The 16,342-nt window shown below is 71.8% G+C and carries 18 protein-coding genes; 6 read left to right on the top strand and 12 right to left on the bottom strand.

From position 1 onward, the window contains the following. The first annotated feature begins 5 nt into the window (after positions 1-5). The 3 genes from IPO09_00090 to IPO09_00080 all read left to right on the top strand — a co-directional run bounded on the left by IPO09_00090 (position 6) and on the right by IPO09_00080 (position 1,842). The gene (locus IPO09_00090) at positions 6-683 is read left to right on the top strand and encodes a MotA/TolQ/ExbB proton channel family protein (GenBank protein ID MBK9515753.1); all 678 of its coding nucleotides are present in this window, start codon (positions 6-8) and stop codon (positions 681-683) included. 82 nt (positions 684-765) lie between these two features. After that, a complete protein-coding gene (locus IPO09_00085; GenBank protein MBK9515752.1) occupies positions 766-1,266 on the top strand; it encodes a biopolymer transporter ExbD in 501 nt (166 codons plus the stop codon). 3 nt (positions 1,267-1,269) lie between these two features. Further along, positions 1,270-1,842 (top strand): biopolymer transporter ExbD, encoded by a 573-nt coding sequence (locus tag IPO09_00080; GenBank protein MBK9515751.1) that lies wholly within the window; start codon positions 1,270-1,272, stop codon positions 1,840-1,842. Between the two features lie 208 nt (positions 1,843-2,050). On the opposite strand, the gene IPO09_00075 is transcribed toward IPO09_00080, so the two are convergent. After that, positions 2,051-3,091: an ISAs1 family transposase gene (locus tag IPO09_00075; GenBank protein ID MBK9515750.1), complete on the bottom strand. Its 1,041-nt coding sequence runs from the start codon at positions 3,089-3,091 to the stop codon at positions 2,051-2,053. A 530-nt stretch (positions 3,092-3,621) separates the two neighbouring features. On the opposite strand from IPO09_00075, the gene IPO09_00070 reads away from it, so the two are divergent. Together IPO09_00070 and IPO09_00065 are read left to right on the top strand one after the other, a co-directional pair. Beyond that, positions 3,622-6,075 carry a sodium-translocating pyrophosphatase gene (locus IPO09_00070; GenBank protein MBK9515749.1) on the top strand — a complete coding sequence of 818 codons (2,454 nt, stop codon included), beginning with the start codon at positions 3,622-3,624 and terminating at the stop codon, positions 6,073-6,075. 1 nt (position 6,076) lies between these two features. After that, a complete protein-coding gene (locus tag IPO09_00065) occupies positions 6,077-6,772 on the top strand; it encodes an LON peptidase substrate-binding domain-containing protein (protein MBK9515748.1) in 696 nt (231 codons plus the stop codon). Between the two features lie 12 nt (positions 6,773-6,784). Here the strand turns inward: IPO09_00065 and IPO09_00060 are convergent, their stop codons facing one another. The 10 genes from IPO09_00060 to IPO09_00015 all read right to left on the bottom strand — a co-directional run bounded on the left by IPO09_00060 (position 6,785) and on the right by IPO09_00015 (position 14,191). Then, positions 6,785-7,321, bottom strand: a complete 537-nt coding sequence (locus IPO09_00060) for a hypothetical protein (GenBank protein MBK9515747.1) — start codon at positions 7,319-7,321, stop codon at positions 6,785-6,787. Further along, entirely contained in the window at positions 7,321-7,533 is a 213-nt protein-coding gene (locus tag IPO09_00055; GenBank protein MBK9515746.1) for a hypothetical protein, read from the bottom strand. Before IPO09_00055 ends, IPO09_00060 begins: the two co-directional genes overlap by 1 nt. 31 nt (positions 7,534-7,564) lie before the next feature. After that, complete coding sequence (locus IPO09_00050; GenBank protein MBK9515745.1) at positions 7,565-8,875, bottom strand: UDP-glucose/GDP-mannose dehydrogenase family protein; 1,311 nt, start codon at positions 8,873-8,875, stop codon at positions 7,565-7,567. Between the two features lie 210 nt (positions 8,876-9,085). Next, a complete protein-coding gene (locus IPO09_00045) occupies positions 9,086-9,412 on the bottom strand; it encodes a hypothetical protein (GenBank protein ID MBK9515744.1) in 327 nt (108 codons plus the stop codon). Positions 9,413-9,503: 91 nt separating this feature from the next. Beyond that, positions 9,504-10,424: a nucleotidyltransferase family protein gene (locus IPO09_00040; protein ID MBK9515743.1), complete on the bottom strand. Its 921-nt coding sequence runs from the start codon at positions 10,422-10,424 to the stop codon at positions 9,504-9,506. A 14-nt stretch (positions 10,425-10,438) separates the two neighbouring features. Continuing rightward, the gene (locus IPO09_00035) at positions 10,439-11,947 is read right to left on the bottom strand and encodes a glycosyltransferase (protein MBK9515742.1); all 1,509 of its coding nucleotides are present in this window, start codon (positions 11,945-11,947) and stop codon (positions 10,439-10,441) included. A 57-nt stretch (positions 11,948-12,004) separates the two neighbouring features. After that, entirely contained in the window at positions 12,005-12,241 is a 237-nt protein-coding gene (locus tag IPO09_00030; GenBank protein ID MBK9515741.1) for a hypothetical protein, read from the bottom strand. Next, a complete protein-coding gene (locus IPO09_00025) occupies positions 12,208-12,840 on the bottom strand; it encodes a type IV toxin-antitoxin system AbiEi family antitoxin domain-containing protein (GenBank protein ID MBK9515740.1) in 633 nt (210 codons plus the stop codon). Before IPO09_00025 ends, IPO09_00030 begins: the two co-directional genes overlap by 34 nt. Continuing rightward, positions 12,837-13,634, bottom strand: a complete 798-nt coding sequence (locus IPO09_00020) for a nucleotidyl transferase AbiEii/AbiGii toxin family protein (protein ID MBK9515739.1) — start codon at positions 13,632-13,634, stop codon at positions 12,837-12,839. The genes IPO09_00025 and IPO09_00020 overlap by 4 nt, the downstream gene beginning before the upstream one ends. Before the next feature lie 209 nt (positions 13,635-13,843). Next, positions 13,844-14,191: a hypothetical protein gene (locus IPO09_00015; GenBank protein ID MBK9515738.1), complete on the bottom strand. Its 348-nt coding sequence runs from the start codon at positions 14,189-14,191 to the stop codon at positions 13,844-13,846. A 75-nt stretch (positions 14,192-14,266) separates the two neighbouring features. Here IPO09_00015 and IPO09_00010 point away from each other — a divergent pair, with 75 nt between their 5' ends. Beyond that, on the top strand, positions 14,267-15,223 hold the full coding sequence (locus IPO09_00010; GenBank protein ID MBK9515737.1) for an undecaprenyl/decaprenyl-phosphate alpha-N-acetylglucosaminyl 1-phosphate transferase: 957 nt from the start codon (positions 14,267-14,269) through the stop codon (positions 15,221-15,223). Here IPO09_00010 and IPO09_00005 read toward each other — a convergent pair. Continuing rightward, the gene (locus IPO09_00005) at positions 15,160-16,329 is read right to left on the bottom strand and encodes a glycosyltransferase (GenBank protein MBK9515736.1); all 1,170 of its coding nucleotides are present in this window, start codon (positions 16,327-16,329) and stop codon (positions 15,160-15,162) included. The two genes, IPO09_00010 and IPO09_00005, sit on opposite strands and share 64 nt — an antisense overlap. Between the last annotated feature and the right edge of the window lie 13 nt (positions 16,330-16,342).

Raw genomic sequence — 16,342 nt, 5'->3', positions numbered from 1 at the left:
TCGAGATGGGCGAACTCTTCGGCTCGCTGGCGAAGGCGTATCACGACGGCGGCCCGGGGATGCACTTCATCCTCATCTGCCTGGTCTTCACCCTGGCGGTCCTCATCGACCGGGTGGTGGTCCTGTACTTCAAGGCCAACATCGACAAGGAGGCCTTCCTCCGGGGGCTGAAGCCGCACGTCTACGCGGGCGACCTCGACAAGGCCATCGCCTTCTGCGCCTCGCAGAAGAAGACCCCGCTGGTCTCGGTCATCAAGGCCGGCCTCATCAACGTGCCCAAGGGCGAGGAGGACGTGCAGGCCGCCATGGACGAGGCCACCCTGCGCGAGTCGCCCAAGATCGAGCGGCGCACCGGCTACCTGGCCATGCTCGGCAACGTGGCGACCCTGCTCGGCCTGCTCGGCACCATCATCGGCTTGATCCACGCCTTCGGGGCGGTGGCCAACGCCAACCCGGCCGACAAGGCCAGCATCCTGGCCTCCTCCATCTCCGAGGCCATGAACTGCACCGCCTTCGGCCTGCTCACCGGCATCATCGCGCTGGTGATGTACTCGGTGCTGCAGGGGCGCACCCAGACCATGGTGGACGAGATCAACGAGAGCTCGGTCTCGGTGCTCAACCTGATCGTGGCCAACCGCGAGAAGATGCGGATGCCGGCCACCCTGGCGGCGGCCGAGGAGTAGCGGCCCAGGGTGCCGCGCGGCCTCTGCGCCGGCGCGGCGGTGGAGCGGCGGGCGAGGTCGAGGTCGAGGAAGGAGGCAGGCCATGGGCGGCGGCGCGATGCCCGAACAGGGCGGCGGGCACGGCGGCAGGAAGCGGAAGGCCCTGGACGCGACCATCAACGTCGTGCCGGCCATCGATCTGCTCTCCTGCTGCATCGCCTTCCTGCTCTTCACCGCGGTCTGGACCCAGATCTCCCGCCTGCAGGTGCAGCAGCTCGGCACCGGCGCGCCGGTGGAGCTCACCACCCCGGAGCAGCAGCAGAAGGCGCTGGCGCTCACCCTGGCGGTGGGCGAGCGCGGCATGGCCCTGGTGGTGGGCGACGCCACCTTCGAGATCCCCAGCCTGGGGCGCACCACCGACGGCGTGGTCACCCAGGACCTCAAGTCCCTGGCCACCCGCCTCAAGGCGGTCAAGGGCGAGTACCCCGACCAGGCCTCCGTCATCGTCACCGCCGAGGACACCGTGCCCTACGGCGACCTGGTGCACGTCATCGACGCCTGCCTGGCCGCCGGCCTGCTGCAGGTCTCGGTCTCGGGGGTCTAGCGCATGGCCATCGTCCAGCCCGGCAAGCGTCCCGCCAAGCGCTTCCTGCGCTCCAGGGTGCTGGGCGGCAAGATGAGCCACGGGCGCAAGGCCACCAACGCCGAGCTGAACGTGGTGCCCATGGTCGACATGATGACCATGCTGGTGATCTTCCTGCTGCAGCAGTTCAGCGCCACCGGCGAGGTGCTGTACATGCAGAAGGACATCCGCCTGCCGGACGCCCGCCACGGCCAGCTCATCGAGCCGGCCCCCACCGTGGCCATCTCCGCCGACCAGGTGGTGGTCACCGGGCAGAAGGTGGCCGACGTGGCCGACCTGGATCGCGACCCCGGCTACCTGGACATCCCGGCGCTGGAGGAGCGGCTGCGCGAGGAGAAGAAGCGCTGGGAGTTCATCCACCAGAACGACCCCAGCCAGAAGTGGGAGGGGCTGGTGAACATCCAGGCCGACCAGAAGGTGCCGTTCCGCATCGTCAAGCGGGTCATGTACTCCTGCGGCGTGGCCGGGTACTTCAACCTGAACTTCGCCGCCCTCGACGTCGGCTCCGGCTCGGCCGCCGCCACGCCGGGCGAGTAGGTCACCTCCACCCAGCGAGCTGGGTGTTCGAGGAGATCATCCAGCCCCCTCACCCCGGCCCTCTCCCCCAGCCAGCTGGGGGAGAGGGAGAGCAGACCAGGGCTCCTCGTTCTGTTCGCACTCCCGACTGACCAAGGGCAGACCTTGTCTTTGCCAGGCGGCCCGCTTCGTCAGCCCCCTCTCCCCTCCGGGGCAGGGCGGGCGCATCTCAAGTGATCGACCTTCCTGAGGTGAGGACGTGGGCGAGGTAGTCCGTGTTCCACCCGGCCTTCTTGCGGCTGGCGGCCACGCCTCGCTTGCGGGTGGGATCCTGCTTCACCAGGGTAAACGCCATGCGGGCGACGATGGCGAGGTTCTCGGCCGACCTGGCGTTGCGCACGGTACGGGTGTCGTCATCGAAGGCGACGTCCAGGAGCCAGTGCAGCCCGTTCTCGATGTCCCAGTGCGCGCGGATGGCCTTCGCAATCCGCTCCACCTCGGGAGGTAGCGACGAGACGTAGTAGTGGACTTCGCTCTGGGTCTCGCCGTCGAGCAGCTCGCGCTTCCGCTCAATGCGCACGGCCGTCCGCAGGCCCGCCCACTCGCCGTTCTTGTTCGTCTTCCACGGCCAGTCGCCTGGCTCGAGCACGCTGACGATTCGGCTCTCTTTGCGCCCGTGGCCTTCCTCGACCCGGCCCTGGGTCCGGATGCCTGCGGTGGGGGTAGCCTCCGCGAACGCCTTCACGACGTGGTCATAGAAGCGTCCTCGATTGCCCTTCACGGCGAGGACGTAGTCGGCCTTGTTCTCGATGATGGCCCTCGTCACCGGAGCCGTGCAGCTGTTGGCATCCGTGGTGATGATCGCTCCCTCCAGATCGAGCAATGCCAGCAAGTCCGGGATCGCCCCCATCTCGCCTGAGGCTCCGTCGACAGCCTGCTGTGCAAGCAGCAGCTTCTGGGAGGTCGCCCATACGTGCACGAGATGAAGCTGGGTCGCCTTGCCAGCCTTGTGGACGAGCCCACGCAACGTCTTGCCGTCGATCGCCACCACTTCGCCGGACAGGTCTCGCGCGAGCGCCGACACGAACCTCGTGAAGCGCTCCTGGAAGGCAGCCGGGTCGAGCTTCTCGAACACGCGCCGGAACGTGTCGGCTGATGGAATCCCGCTCGGCATGTCGAGGAAGGTCTCGAGCCACCGCCGCCGGGCCTCGCAGAAGTCGACCAGTTCGTCCCAGCCCTCCGCTCCGCAGAGGGTCCCGCAGAGCGCCATCACCAGGACGTTGACGAGGGAGTGCCGCTTGGTTCGGTCGATGCGTCTTCCAGCCCGCCGAACGTCTCAACGATGTGCTCGAACACCCGGGGAGGCTTGCCTGAGGACATCCCCGGAATCGATCACGTGCCGGCACCCTTGTCGATCAACCCCGCCAAGGGATCGATCTCTATGGGGTTTAGATGCGCCCGCCCTGCCTCCGGGGAGAGGGCAGGGGTGAGGGGGACGCCCGCATGTTGAGCCCCCTCTCCCCTCCGGGGAGAGGGCAGGGGTGAGGGGGACGCCCGCATGTTGAGTCCCCCTCTCCCCTCCGGGGAGAGGGCAGGGGTGAGGGGACCACGTGCCCGCGGTCCAGCTGGGGAGCCACCAGAACCTGCCTGATCCGCCCCCCGTCGGCCGCGGACTAGACAAGTCGCTTTCTGCCCTAGTAGATTCCGCACCCCGCATGACCTTCGGCCGGCGCCTCATGGCGTATCAGGCCTGTTTTTCGTAGGGATTCTCGATTTCCTGGAGAGGGAACTGTCCACGCCATGAACCTGTCTTCGCTCATCACGTCGCTCGTCGTCGCCTCCGGCGGCGAGGCCAACCTGAAGCTCCCGGATCTCGGCGCGGAGCGCTTCCTGGGCGGGGCCATCAGCGGCTCGTACCTGCTGGCCATCGGCCTGCTGGTCTCGGCCGCCGGCCTGGTCTTCGGCCTCTCCATCTCGACCCGGCTCAAGAACCTGCCGGTGCACCGGTCGATGCTCGAGATCTCCGAGCTGATCTACGAGACGGCCAAGACGTACCTGATGACGCAGTTCAAGTTCATCGCCATCCTCTGGGCCTTCATCGCCGTCATCATCGTCTTCTACTTCGGCGTGCTCTCCGAGGGCTTCGGCCCCGCCAAGGTGGCCATCATCCTGGCCTTCTCGGTGGTGGGCATCCTCGGCTCGTCCGGCGTGGCCTGGTTCGGCATCCGGGTGAACACCTACGCCAACAGCCGCACCGCCTTCGCCTCCCTGCGCGGCAAGCCCTTCCCCACCTACGCCATCCCGCTGCAGGCCGGCATGTCGATCGGCACGATGCTCATCAGCGTCGAGCTGCTGATCATGCTCTTCATCCTGCTCTTCATGGGCGACATCGCCGGCCCGTGCTTCATCGGCTTCGCCATCGGCGAGTCGTTGGGCGCCTCGGCGCTGCGCATCGCCGGCGGCATCTTCACCAAGATCGCCGACATCGGCTCCGATCTCATGAAGATCGTCTTCAAGATCAAGGAGGACGACGCCCGCAACCCCGGCGTGATCGCCGACTGCACCGGTGACAACGCCGGCGACTCGGTCGGCCCCTCGGCCGACGGCTTCGAGACCTACGGCGTCACCGGCGTCGCGCTCATCTCCTTCATCCTGCTGGCGGTCGCCCCGGCCACCATCCAGACCCAGCTGCTGGTCTGGATCTTCGCCATGCGCATCATGATGGTCATCGCCTCCATCGCCTCCTACTGGCTCAACGAGGCCTACGCCAAGTCGCGCTGGGGCAACGCCGACCACATGGACTTCGAGGCCCCGCTCACCAACCTGGTGTGGCTGACCTCCGTCGTCTCGGTGGTGCTGACCTTCCTGGTCTCCTGGCTGCTCATCCCCGAGCTCAACGGCGACACCACCCTGTGGTGGAAGCTCTCGGCCATCATCACCTGCGGCACGCTGGCCGGCGCCATCATCCCCGAGATGGTCAAGGTCTTCACCTCCACCAACTCGCGCCACGTGCGCGAGGTGGTCAAGGCCTCCGAGGAGGGCGGCGCCTCCCTGAACGTGCTGGCGGGCCTCACCGCCGGCAACTTCTCCGCCTTCTGGCTCGGCCTGGTCATGGCCGTGCTCATGGGCATCGCCTACCTGGTCTCCAAGACCACCGGCTTCAACGCCATCATGGCCGCCCCGGCCGTCTTCGCCTTCGGCCTGGTGGCCTTCGGCTTCCTCGGCATGGGCCCGGTCACCATCGCGGTGGACTCCTACGGCCCGGTCACCGACAACGCGCAGTCGGTCTACGAGCTCTCCCTCATCGAGAACATCAAGGGCATCAAGGCCGAGGTCCAGAAGGACTACGGCTTCGAGCCCAACTTCGAGAAGGGCAAGGAGTTCCTCGAGGAGAACGACGGCGCCGGCAACACCTTCAAGGCCACCGCCAAGCCGGTGCTCATCGGCACCGCCGTGGTGGGCGCCACCACCATGATCTTCTCGATCATCGTCACCATCGCCAACATGAACGCCGGCGGGCACGGCGGCGAGGGCCCGCTCGACATCGTCAAGCTGCAGGCGCTGCTCGACGGCGTGGCCGGCCACTTCTCCATCCTCGAGCCCATGTTCCTGCTCGGCCTGCTGCTGGGCGGCTCGGTCATCTACTGGTTCTCCGGCGCCTCCACCCAGGCGGTCTCCACCGGCGCCTACCGGGCGGTGGAGTTCATCAAGAAGAACATGAAGCTCGACAGCGGGGCCGAGCGGGCCTCGGTGGAGGACTCGAAGAAGGTGGTCGAGATCTGCACCGTGTACGCGCAGAAGGGCATGTGGAACATCTTCATGGTGGTGTTCTTCGCCACCCTGGCCTTCGCCTTCCTCGACGAGTACTTCTTCATCGGCTACCTCATCTCCATCGCCTTCTTCGGCCTCTTCCAGGCGCTCTTCATGGCCAACGCCGGCGGCGCCTGGGACAACGCCAAGAAGATCGTGGAGACCGAGCTGAAGGCCAAGGGCACGCCGCTGCACGACGCCTGCGTGGTCGGCGACACCGTCGGCGACCCCTTCAAGGACACCTCCTCGGTGGCCATGAACCCGGTCATCAAGTTCACCACCCTCTTCGGCCTGCTGGCCGTGGAGCTGGCGCTGCAGATGACCGCCGGCGGCCAGGGCGCGCTCCGCATCGCCCTGTCGTTCGTCTTCCTGGCCGTGGCCCTGGTGTTCGTCTACCGGTCGTTCTACGGGATGCGCATCGAGTCGAACGTCAAGGGCAGCTGACGTGACCGCGGAGCGCACCGCTCCGCACGATCCGAGGGCGGCGCTCGCCGAGGCCTGCGCCGCCCTCAAGGTCTTCCCGTTGCCGGGGGTGGTGCTGCTGCCGGGCGCCCCGGCGCCGTTCCACCTCTTCGAGCCCCGCTACCGCGCCCTGGGCGCCGCCGTGCTGGCGGGCGACCGGGTGCTGGCGGTGCCCACCCTGGTGGACCCCGAGGAGGCCATGCAGGAGCGCCCCGCGCTCAGGCCCGTGGCCGGGGCCGGCCTGGTGGTGGCCGAGCAGGTCAACCAGGACGGCACCATCGATCTGGTGGTGCAGGGCGCCACCCGGGTGCGGCTGCTGGAGGAGCTGCACCGCGGCCACCCCTACCGCGAGTTCCGCGCCGAGCTGCTGCACGACGTCTACCCGGCCTCGGGCGCCGGCCCGCTGCAGGGCGACGTGGAGGCCCTGGGCCAGCTGGTCTACGAGCTGGCCGGCCTCCTGCCGCCGGAGTCCGGCGCCGGACAGCTGGCCGCGGCGGTGGCCCGCATGCGCGTGCCCGGGGCCATGGCCGACCTGGTGGCCGCCGCCGCCATCAGCGAGCCGGCCGCCCGCTACCAGGTGCTGGAGACGCTGGACGTCGGGAAGCGCCTGGCGCTGGTGAAGGAGGAGATCGCCGGCGTGATCCTGCTGCTGTCGAGAGGCAAGACGCCGAGCGCGTGAGCGCGCGGCACCTCAGCGCGCGGCGGTGATGCGCCGCCAGAGCGCCGTGGCCGCGGCAGGGAGCCTGGGGAGCATGGCCTCGACGTTCGCCGCGAGGTCCGGGTGCCCCGCGACGGCCAGGAGCTGCTCCACGTCCCAGGCGTCCTGGGGGCCGCCGGCGAAGAGCTTCAGCAGGACGAGGTCCGCCGGGGTCACCACGGGGATGGCGGCCGCGCCCACGGTCAAGCTCCTGGCCCGCGACAGCTGCTCCCCCTGCCAGGCGTGGCGCCCCACCACCACGTCCACGCTGCGCGTCCCGGCCCTGGCCAGGCGGACCACGCCGGCCAGCGGGTCGTCGTGGTCGCCGAGGTGGGTCTCGACGGCGGCGCCGGCCGCGGCCAGCTCCGCCCAGAAGGCCGCCTGGAGCACCGCCTGGTCGGTCACGAGCAGGTCGAGGTCGAAGGTCGAGCGGCTCACCCCGTGGACCGCGAGCGCGCCAGCGCCGATGAGCGCGTGGCGCACGCCGCGGCCCGAGAGGTGGCGGGAGACCTCCTCGAGGAGCGCCTCCATCAGCGCTCCGCGCAGCGGGAGGGGCGCCTGCCCACGGCGCGCTGGCGCTGCAGGGCGCTGCGCGCCGCCTCGAGGTCGAGCCCGTGGGCCGCCGCGTACAGCGCCGCGTCCGAGTCGCCGAGCCGCAGGGCCCGCTCCAGCCGCTCACCCGGCGTGAGCTTCAGGTCCGCGGACGCGGTCTCCCTGCGCAGGTCGGCGGCGATGCGGCTCACGGCGCGACGATAGCCGGGGGAGGGCACGGCCTCAAGCCGGCTGCCTCCGCCCGATCCCGTAGTAGGTGAACCCGGCCGCCCGGGCCTTGGCCGCGTCCCAGACGTTGCGCCCGTCGAAGAGCACCGGCGTGCGCATCAGCGACCTGAGGCGCGCCCAGTCCGGCTGGCGGAACTCGTTCCACTCGGTGACCAGGAAGAGCGCGTCGGCGCCCGCCGCCGCGGCGTAGGGCTCCTCCACCAGCTCCACCGTGCCGTGCAGCATGCGGGCCGCCACCTCGCGCGCCACCGGGTCGTGCGCCTTCACCTTGGCGCCCGCGCCCACCAGGCCGGAGATGATGTTGAGCGACGACGCCTCGCGCATGTCGTCGGTCTTGGGCTTGAACGCCAGGCCCCAGACGCCGCACTGCTTGCCGGCCAGCGATCCGCCGAAGTGCTTGAGCGCCTTCTCCACCAGCGAGCGCTTCTGCCGCTCGTTGACCCGCTCCACCGCGCGCAGCAGGTCGAAGTCGAGCCCGATGAAGCGGGCGGTGGTCATCAGGGCCCGGACGTCCTTGGGGAAGCAGCTCCCCCCGAACCCGGCCCCGGCGTGCAGGAACGGGTGCCCGATGCGCCGGTCCGAGCCCATGCCCCGCCGCACCGCGTCCACGTCCGCCCCCAGCCGGTCGCACAGGGTGGCGATCTCGTTCATGAAGGAGATGCGGGTGGCCAGCATGGCGTTGGCGGCGTACTTGGTGAGCTCGGCCGAGCGCAGGTCCATGAAGAGCACCGGCTGCTCGGCGCGGGTGAAGGGCGCGTACAGGTCGGCCATCACGCCCCGGGCCCGCTCGCCCTCCACGCCCACCACCACCCGGTCCGGGCGCATGAAGTCGTCGATGGCGGCACCCTCCTTGAGGAACTCCGGGTTGGAGACCACGTCGAAGGGCACGGTGGTGGCGCGCGCCAGCACCTCGCGCACCTTGTCGGCGCTGCCCACCGGCACGGTGGACTTGTTCACCACCACGCAGTAGCCGGTGAGCGCCTGGCCGATGGAGGCGGCGGCGCCGAGCACGTAGGTGAGGTCGGCCTCGCCGGTCTCGCCCGGGGGCGTGCCCACCGCGATGAAGGCCACCTCGGCGCCGGGCACCGCCTCGGCGTAGTCGGTGGTGAAGGAGAGCCGCCCCTCCTTCACGTTGCGCTTCACCAGCTCCTCCAGGCCCGGCTCGTAGATGGGGATGCCCCCGCCCTTGAGCAGCGCCACCTTGGCCTGGTCCAGGTCCACGCAGGTGACGGTGTGGCCCGTCTCGGCGAAGCAGGTGCCGGTGACGAGGCCCACGTAGCCGGTGCCGATGACCGCGATCTTCATGAGGAATCCTCGGGGAAAATGGCGGGTCGCAGGCTAGCACGGGCACTCGCCGCCCGTTCGGCACGAGCGCAGGGGCGCGCGGCGCCCCCGAGTCGAGGAGCCACCCACGGCCGCAGGGCGTACCTCGACTCCGCGCCGGCCGGGCCGGCGCTCCGCTCGGTACGAACGGGAGGGGGCCCCTGGGCGCGCCTCGAACTCCGCGCCCTGCTCCTACCCCAGCAGCCACGCCAGCGTGGCCGCCAGCGAGCCGCCCACGGCCACCGCGGCCAGCACCAGGCCGGTGGTGCGGAAGCGCGCCTCCCTGGAGGCCCGGATGTCGCGGTCCTCCAGTGGCCGGCCCGGCGCCACCCGCCCGGGCCTGGGCGTGCGCGCCTCGTAGGCCGCCAGCGCCCCCACGGTCCAGCCGCGGTGGTGGCAGGCCTGGCAGGCGTAGCGGGCCTCGCCCGTCACGGCCGAGTACAGCCGCTTCCAGATGGTCTTGTGGCGGGCGCGGCGGACGTTGGTCGAGCCGCAGCGCGCGCAGGTGGCCTGTTCCACCCGGACAAGATAGGTGCGACTGGACAAAGATGTAACACCAACGACCCGACTGGTACGCAGCGTCGAGTGGCCCCGAGTCAGCCCGACCCCATCAAGGCGCGACCAGCAGCCTGGCCGCCTGCTCGGTGCCCCGCAGGTGGCGCAGCCGCTCGGGATCGCGCGCCGCGTCAATCACCTGCTCCAGCGCCGCCCGCTCCACCGCGCCCAGGTGCGGCTTCAGGGCCTCCGCCTCCGCCGCCACCTCGGGGAAGAACCAGGCCGTCAGCTCGCAGGCCCCGTGCAGCGCCCGCGACAGCCCCAGCGCCTCGGCCCGGGTCCGCACGTAGGCCAGGTCCGCCCCGCAGCGCAGGAGCTCGCGGAAGTCCAGGTAGCGCACCAGCGGCGCCCACAGCCCCTGCAGCGCCAGGTCGCCGGTGGCGCACAGCAACGCCTCCTCGCGCGAGGGGCGGAAGGCCAGCGGCCCGAAGGCCCGGTAGGACGCGGCGCGGGCGTAGAGCGCCTCGTCCTCCACCGCCCCCGGCCAGAGCCCCTCCTGCAGCGCCAGCTCCAGGTGGCCGTCGGAGAAGACCGCCACCCGCCCGTCGTGCTCGGTCCGCTCCAGCGTCAGGCCGCCCGCCACCGCCGCCGCGAAGGCCGCGCCGTCGCGGCCGCGCACCGCCAGGCGCAGGTCGCTCACCGGACGCCAGGCCATGTGCGGGTAGAGCCAGTCCACGTAGGCCGCGCCGTCCAGCAGCACCACCGGCACGTCCGGCGCGTCCTTCAGCACGTTGCGCAGGGTCACCAGCCTGAGCACGTTGTCGTTCACCGTGCCCTGGAAGATGGCCAGCAGCGACTCGCGGAAGGCGTCCGGCAGGCCGATGGCCAGCCGGGTGTGCTCGATGTGGTAGCTGGCCTGCGCCGCCAGGCCGTGGGCGATGAGCACCCGCCCCAGCGCGTCGAGGTCGCAGGGCGGCAGCTCCTTCGGCGGGTCGAAGGCGGCCAGGGCGCGGATGGCGGGGAGGAGGTCGGACACGTGGGCCTCCGGTTCTAGGCGCCACCCACCGGCGGCGCCACGCCCGTGGGCCGCAGCACCGCGATGAGCGACAGCGCCTCGAACGGCAGCGCCCGGTCCACCAGCCGGAAGAGCGGCGTCAGCAGGTTGAGCGCCATGATCTGGAAGAGCCCGAAGTCGCGCCGCTTGAGCAGCCTGCCGTTGAGCCACCAGGCCGGCCGGCCCACCCGGTTGAACTCCAGCAGCTCCGCCACCTCGAACCCCGCCGCCGCGGCCAGCGCCGCCAGCGTGGCCTTGGTGTAGCGCCGCTTGTGCCCCAGCACCTCGTCGAGCGTGCCGAACACCTCCGGCCCCTGCGGCACCAGCACGATGGCGCGGCCGCCGGCGGCCAGGACCGCCCGGATGTTCACCAGCGCCCCCACGTCGTCGTCCACGTGCTCCACCACGTTGAGGCACACCACCGTGTCGAAGCCGCCCTCGCGCCGGGGGAAGCTGTCGCCGCGGGTCACGTCGGTGAGCGCCACGTCCAGGTAGGGCCGGTCGGCGGTGAGGCTGCGCAGGCTGGAGAGGTAGAGCGGGTTGATGTCCGAGGCCACGTACTGGTCGCGCGGGATGAGCCGGCGCGTCAGGTTGCCGGTGCCCGAGCCGATCTCCAGCACGCTGCGGCCGCAGAAGGGGCGGATGGTGTCGGCCATCCAGGCGTTGAAGCGCGGGGCCCGCGCCAGCCGGCCCAGGATCTGCGAGCCGTACGCATCCTCCCGGTAGACGTGGTCCGACCACCAGAAGCGCAGGATGGCGCCGATGGCCTTCACGCCGTCGCGCCAGCCGATCTTCTTGCCCTCCTGGTAGGTGCGCCCCGAGTAGGAGATGGGCACCTCGAAGAGGCGCGCCTCGCGCTTGGCCAGCTTGATGGTCAGCTCCGGCTCCAGCCGGAAGTCGCTGGACACCAGCGGGATCGACCGGAGCAGCTCGGTGCGGACGGCCTTGTAGCAGGTCTCCATGTCGGTGAGGTTCACGTTGGTGACCCAGTTGGTCATGAACGTGAGCAGCCGGTTGCCCAGCTCGTGGCGGAACAGCAGGGCCCGCCGCGCCTCGCCGCCGGCGAAGCGCGAGCCGAAGACCGCGTCGGCCCCCTCGTCCTCGAACACCGGGAGGAAGCGCAGCAGGTCCCGGGGGTGGTACTCGAGATCGGCGTCGTGGATCACCGTGACGTCGCAGCTGGCCTGGCGCAGGGCGGTCTGCACCGCCGCGCCCTTGCCGCCGTTCACCGGGTGGCGCAGGAAGGTCCACTCGATGCGTGGGCCGGCCCCCGACCGCTCGCCCGGTGTGGCCCCCGGCTCCTGCGCCGGTGCGGGGCGCGCCGCCATCTTCGCCTCCCACTCCTTCAGCACCGCGGCGGTGCGGTCGGTGGAGCAGTCGTCCACCACCACCACCTGCACCCGCGACAGGCGCGGCGAGGTCTCCAGCACCAGCAGCCGCTCCAGCGAGGCCGCCACCAGGTGCTGCTCGTTGTAGACGGGGACCAGGACGGTGAGGGAGATCATCCTGGCTTGGGTTCTACCATCTCATGCGCGCGGCGGAGCAGATGAGGGCGGGATCCATCAGGCCTCCAGGTCCTTGAAGGTGTCCTCCTCTCCGTATGGGAATGGGATGGGTCCCTTCGCCAGGCCGGCACACCGCGGCTTGGGGTGATCCATGTACTGCTCCAGCACCAGCGAGAGCTGCTGGCGCACGAACTCGGCGCGGGAGATGCCGCGGTCCTTGGCGGCGCGGCTGAGCGCCTTGTTCATGACCGGGTCGAGCGCTAGCGCGGCGGCCTTCTTCCGGGAGAGTGCCATGGAAGAAATATGACCAGCCGCGCGGCCGGGTTCAAGGGTTGGCATAGCTCCCAGGCACTGCAGCATGCGCGGGCCGCTCGCGCGCTGAAGGTGGCCGGGAGCTCCAGCTCCGGCAGCCGCGCGAAGAGCCGGGACCTGGTGGTGGACAGGTAGAGGAAGTCGACGAGCGCCTTCTCGGGTGTGGCCAGCCTGACGCCGGTGCGGGGATCCAGCACCGCGCCGCCGAACAGCGCCGGAGCGACCTGGTGGACGCTGTACGGACCGACCTTGGTGCGGAGGCGGGCGCTGCGCCCCAGCGACACGAGGTACGTCGCGGCGGGGATCTGATCGATCATCCCGTGCAGGTAGAGGGCGCTCTGCAGGGAGACGTAGCTCGGGTGGGGCATCGTGACGTAGTCCGCCAGCGTGAGCGCGTCCGGGGACTCGCGCAGCGCCCAGAGCCCCTTGCGAACGGGCGTCACCAGGCCCGCCGCGGCGAGCCGGCGCAGGGCCTGGCTGGCGGCCGTCACCGTCAGGCCGAGCGCGACCGCGGCGTCGGCCGTGGTCACGGCCGGGACGCGGAGGGACCGGAGCCGGCCGAGCGCGACCGTGGCCCTCATCGCGCTGGCTCCCGGAGGCGGCTCGACGCCACGTCCAGGTACTCGACGACCTTCAGCTGGATGGCGTCCCAGGACTCGGAGGAGCCGAGCGTGTCCCGGTGGTCCGGGTGCAGGTACGACACCACCTGGCTCACGTAGTCGGCGTGAGAGAGGGTCAGGGCCCGCTCCAAAGCCGCCGTGATGTCGGCGCGGACCCCGGTGAGCGGCTCCGTCTTGCCTCCCGTCCTGGGGATGAGCACGGCCCCCAGGTCGAAGACGTCCCGCGCCTGGACCTCCCGGCGATCGGCCAGGGCCTCGACCTTCTGCCGCAGCGCAGCCGCGAGCGGATAGTGCGGCGCGAGGAAGGTCATCGACTGGTGCTCCGCCAGGACGCTCGGAGAGACCACCTCCAGCACGGCCTCGTCGGAGGCGGCCCGGCGGGAGAACTCGATCTTCGTCGGCAGCGGCACCGCGCTCCCCTCCACGGTCAGGGAGACCTTCCAGCGCTGGGTGGTCTCCGTCTGCTTGGGAGCCGAGACGGCGCCCACCTGGATCCCACGGTTCCGCAGGGCCAGGGTGAGCGCCGGCCCGGCCAGGAGCCTGGCGACCTTGTCCTTCAGGACATGGACCGGGACTCGCTCGCCGATGTCGAAGTCGATGTCCTCGGAGTAGCGGAGGCTCTCGAAGAAGAACCGGAGGTTGCATCCGCCCTTGATGGCGAAGGCGCCCTTGTCGGGCCCCGAGAGCAGCAGCCTCGCGACCTGCAGGTGGAAGTGCTCGACGGCCTGGAGCTTCGAGACCATACGGATGGTCATGACGCAGTCATGCCGTAAAAGTCAAGACAGCGTAATGTAATGAGCGGCCTGGAACTCGTCTCCAGTTGCCCGTGCTGGGGGCCGCACCTCCCCGCGCCAGGCCAGCCGCGACCTCGGGCGAGCGCCCTTCCTGGTCCGCCAGGGGAAGACGAGGGCGGCGCGCTACCGGCTGGGTGGGTGAGCGCCCCGCCCCGGCGCCTCCCGCCTCCCTACCACTTCCGGCCCAGCAGCCCGATCAGCCCGGCGATGACCGAGCCGAGCACCACCGCCAGCACCACCGCGCCCGAGACGCGGAAGCGGCGGTCGCGGCGGGAGCGGTGGTCGCGGCGCTCCAGCCGGCGGCCCTCCGCCACCGGCAGCTCCTGCCGCCGCGCCTCCTGCTCCTCCGGGTGCTCGCTGTGCGGCAGGCGGCCGTAGGTCCAGCCGCGGTGCTGGCACTCCCCGCAGGCGTAGCGGCGCAGCGGCGTGTGCTTCTTCAGGAGCTGCTGCCAGCCCGCCCGCATGCGGGCGCGACGGATGCGGGTCGAGCCGCAGACCGAGCAAGCTGGTGATCCCATGAGTCCGGATCATAGCAGGGCCGGCCGCGGCCGGGTTCGCGTACAGTGGACGGAACGTCGCATCCCGGGAGGGCCGTGTTCACCGTACTCCTCGTCTGTGCCGGGGCCGCCCTGCTGGCGGCCCTGCTCGCGCCGCCGGTGCGCGACCTGGCCCGCGCCTACGGCCTGCTCGACCAGCCGGACCCGGCCCGCAAGCTCCACACCCGGGCCGTGCCCCGGCTGGGCGGCGTGGCCCTGCTGGCCGCCTTCCACGCCGCGCTGGGGGCCTGGCTCCTCCTGGCGCCGGCCGCGCCCGGCGCGGTGGACGGCCTGGGCGGTCTCCTGCTCGGCGGCGCCCTGGTGGCCGGCCTCGGGCTCTACGACGACCTGCGCTGGGCCGGCGCGCCCCTCAAGCTCACCGTGCAGGTGGCGGCGGCGCTGGTGGCCTGGCAGGCCGGCTGGCGCCTGGAGGCGGTGGCGCTGCCCTTCCTGGGGCCGCTGGCGCTCGGCCCGCTCGCCCTGCCGGCCACGGTGCTCTGGCTCACCCTGGTGACCAACGCCCTCAACCTGCTCGACGGGCTCGACGGCCTGGCCGCCGGGCAGGCGGTGCTGGCGGCGGCGGCGCTGGGCGCGGTGGCCTGGCTGAACGGGGAGGGCGGCCTGGTGGTGCTGCTGGCCGCGCTGCTCGGCGCCACCGCCGGGGTGCTGCCCTGGAACCGCCACCCCGCCTCCCTCTTCCTGGGCGACTCAGGCTCCATGGGGCTGGGCTTCCTGCTCGGCGCCGCCTCGCTCCGGGCGGCGGCGGTGGCGCCCGGCCAGGTGGCGCTGCTGGTGCCGGTGGTGGCCCTCTCGCTGCCGCTCGGCGACACCCTCTTCGCCTTCGTGCGCCGCGCGCTGGCCTGGAAGAACCCGCTCAAGGGCGACCAGGGCCACCTGCACCACCGCCTGCTCGCGGCCGGGGTGGGCCACGCCGCGGCGGTGCGGCGGCTTCACCTGGTGGGGCTGCTGCTGGCCGTGGCCGCGGTGGCGCTGGCCGCGCTCCAGGCCCGGTAGCGCTCCACCAGCGCCGCCTCCAGCGCCGCCGGCGGGTAGTCGCGCAGCACCCGGGCCCGCGCCGCCGCGCCGTGGCGCGCCGCCAGCGCCGGGTCCGTGAGGTAGCGGCGCAGCGCCGCCGCCAGCGCCGCCTCGTCGCCCGCCGGCACCAGGGTGCCGGTCTCGCCGTCCACCACCGCGTCCACGATGCCGGTCACGCGCGAGGCCACCACCGGCAGCCCCATGGCCCCGGCCTCGGCCGTCACCAGCCCGAACCCCTCGCGGAACGACGGCAGCGCCACCACGTCCATGGCGGCGAAGAGCGGCGGGGTGTCCTCGTCCTGCCCGGTGAGGTGCACCCGCGGGTCGGCGCGCAGCCCGGCCAGCACCTCGGGCGGCACCGGGTCGCCGTCCTCCACCGGCCCCACCAGCACCCAGTGCAGGTCGGGCAGCGCCTGGCGCAGGCCGAGCCAGGCCCGCCACAGCTCCGGGATGCCCTTGTCGCGCACCACCCGCCCCACGAAGCCCAGCACCCGCGCCTCCGGCGGGATCCCCAGGCGCGCCCGGGCCGCGCGCCGCGCCGCCGGCGGGGCCGGCACGAAGCGGTGGGCCGCCTCCACGCCGCTCACGCTGCCCAGGTGGAGCACCGTGACCTTGGCCGCCGGCGCCAGCCCGCGCGCCACCAGCGCCTCCGCCAGCGAGCCGCTCACCGCCAGCACCTGGGTGGCCAGGCCGCAGGCCACCCGCTCGGCGGCCGCCAGCACCAGCCGGAGCGGCCCGCGCGCCGTCTCGTAGCGCAGCCCGTGGCAGTGGTAGACGCGCACCGGCACCCGGAGCAGCCAGGCCGCCAGCATGCCGAACAGCCCGGCCTTGGGCGTGCTGGCGTGCACCAGCTCCGGCCGCAGCCGCTTGAGGAGCGCCAGCAGCTCCAGCAGCGCCCGCAGGTCGGCCAGCGGCCGGATCTCGCGCTCCAGCGCCACCGGGTGGGCCGGCGCCCCCACCTGCGCCGCGAAGGGGGCCAGCTCCGGGCCGGGCCCGGAGACCAGCCGCACGTCCCAGCCCGCCGCGCGCAGGGCCGGCACGTGCCCGGTCATGAACCACCTGAAGAACAGGGGCGAGGTGGCCATCAGGACGGCGCGG

It is taken from the genome of Anaeromyxobacter sp. (assembly GCA_016718565.1).
Classification (GTDB): Bacteria; Myxococcota; Myxococcia; order Myxococcales; family Anaeromyxobacteraceae; genus JADKCZ01.
Note: the sequence above shows the minus strand (reverse complement) of the source record. Positions and strands in the feature narration are given on the sequence as shown.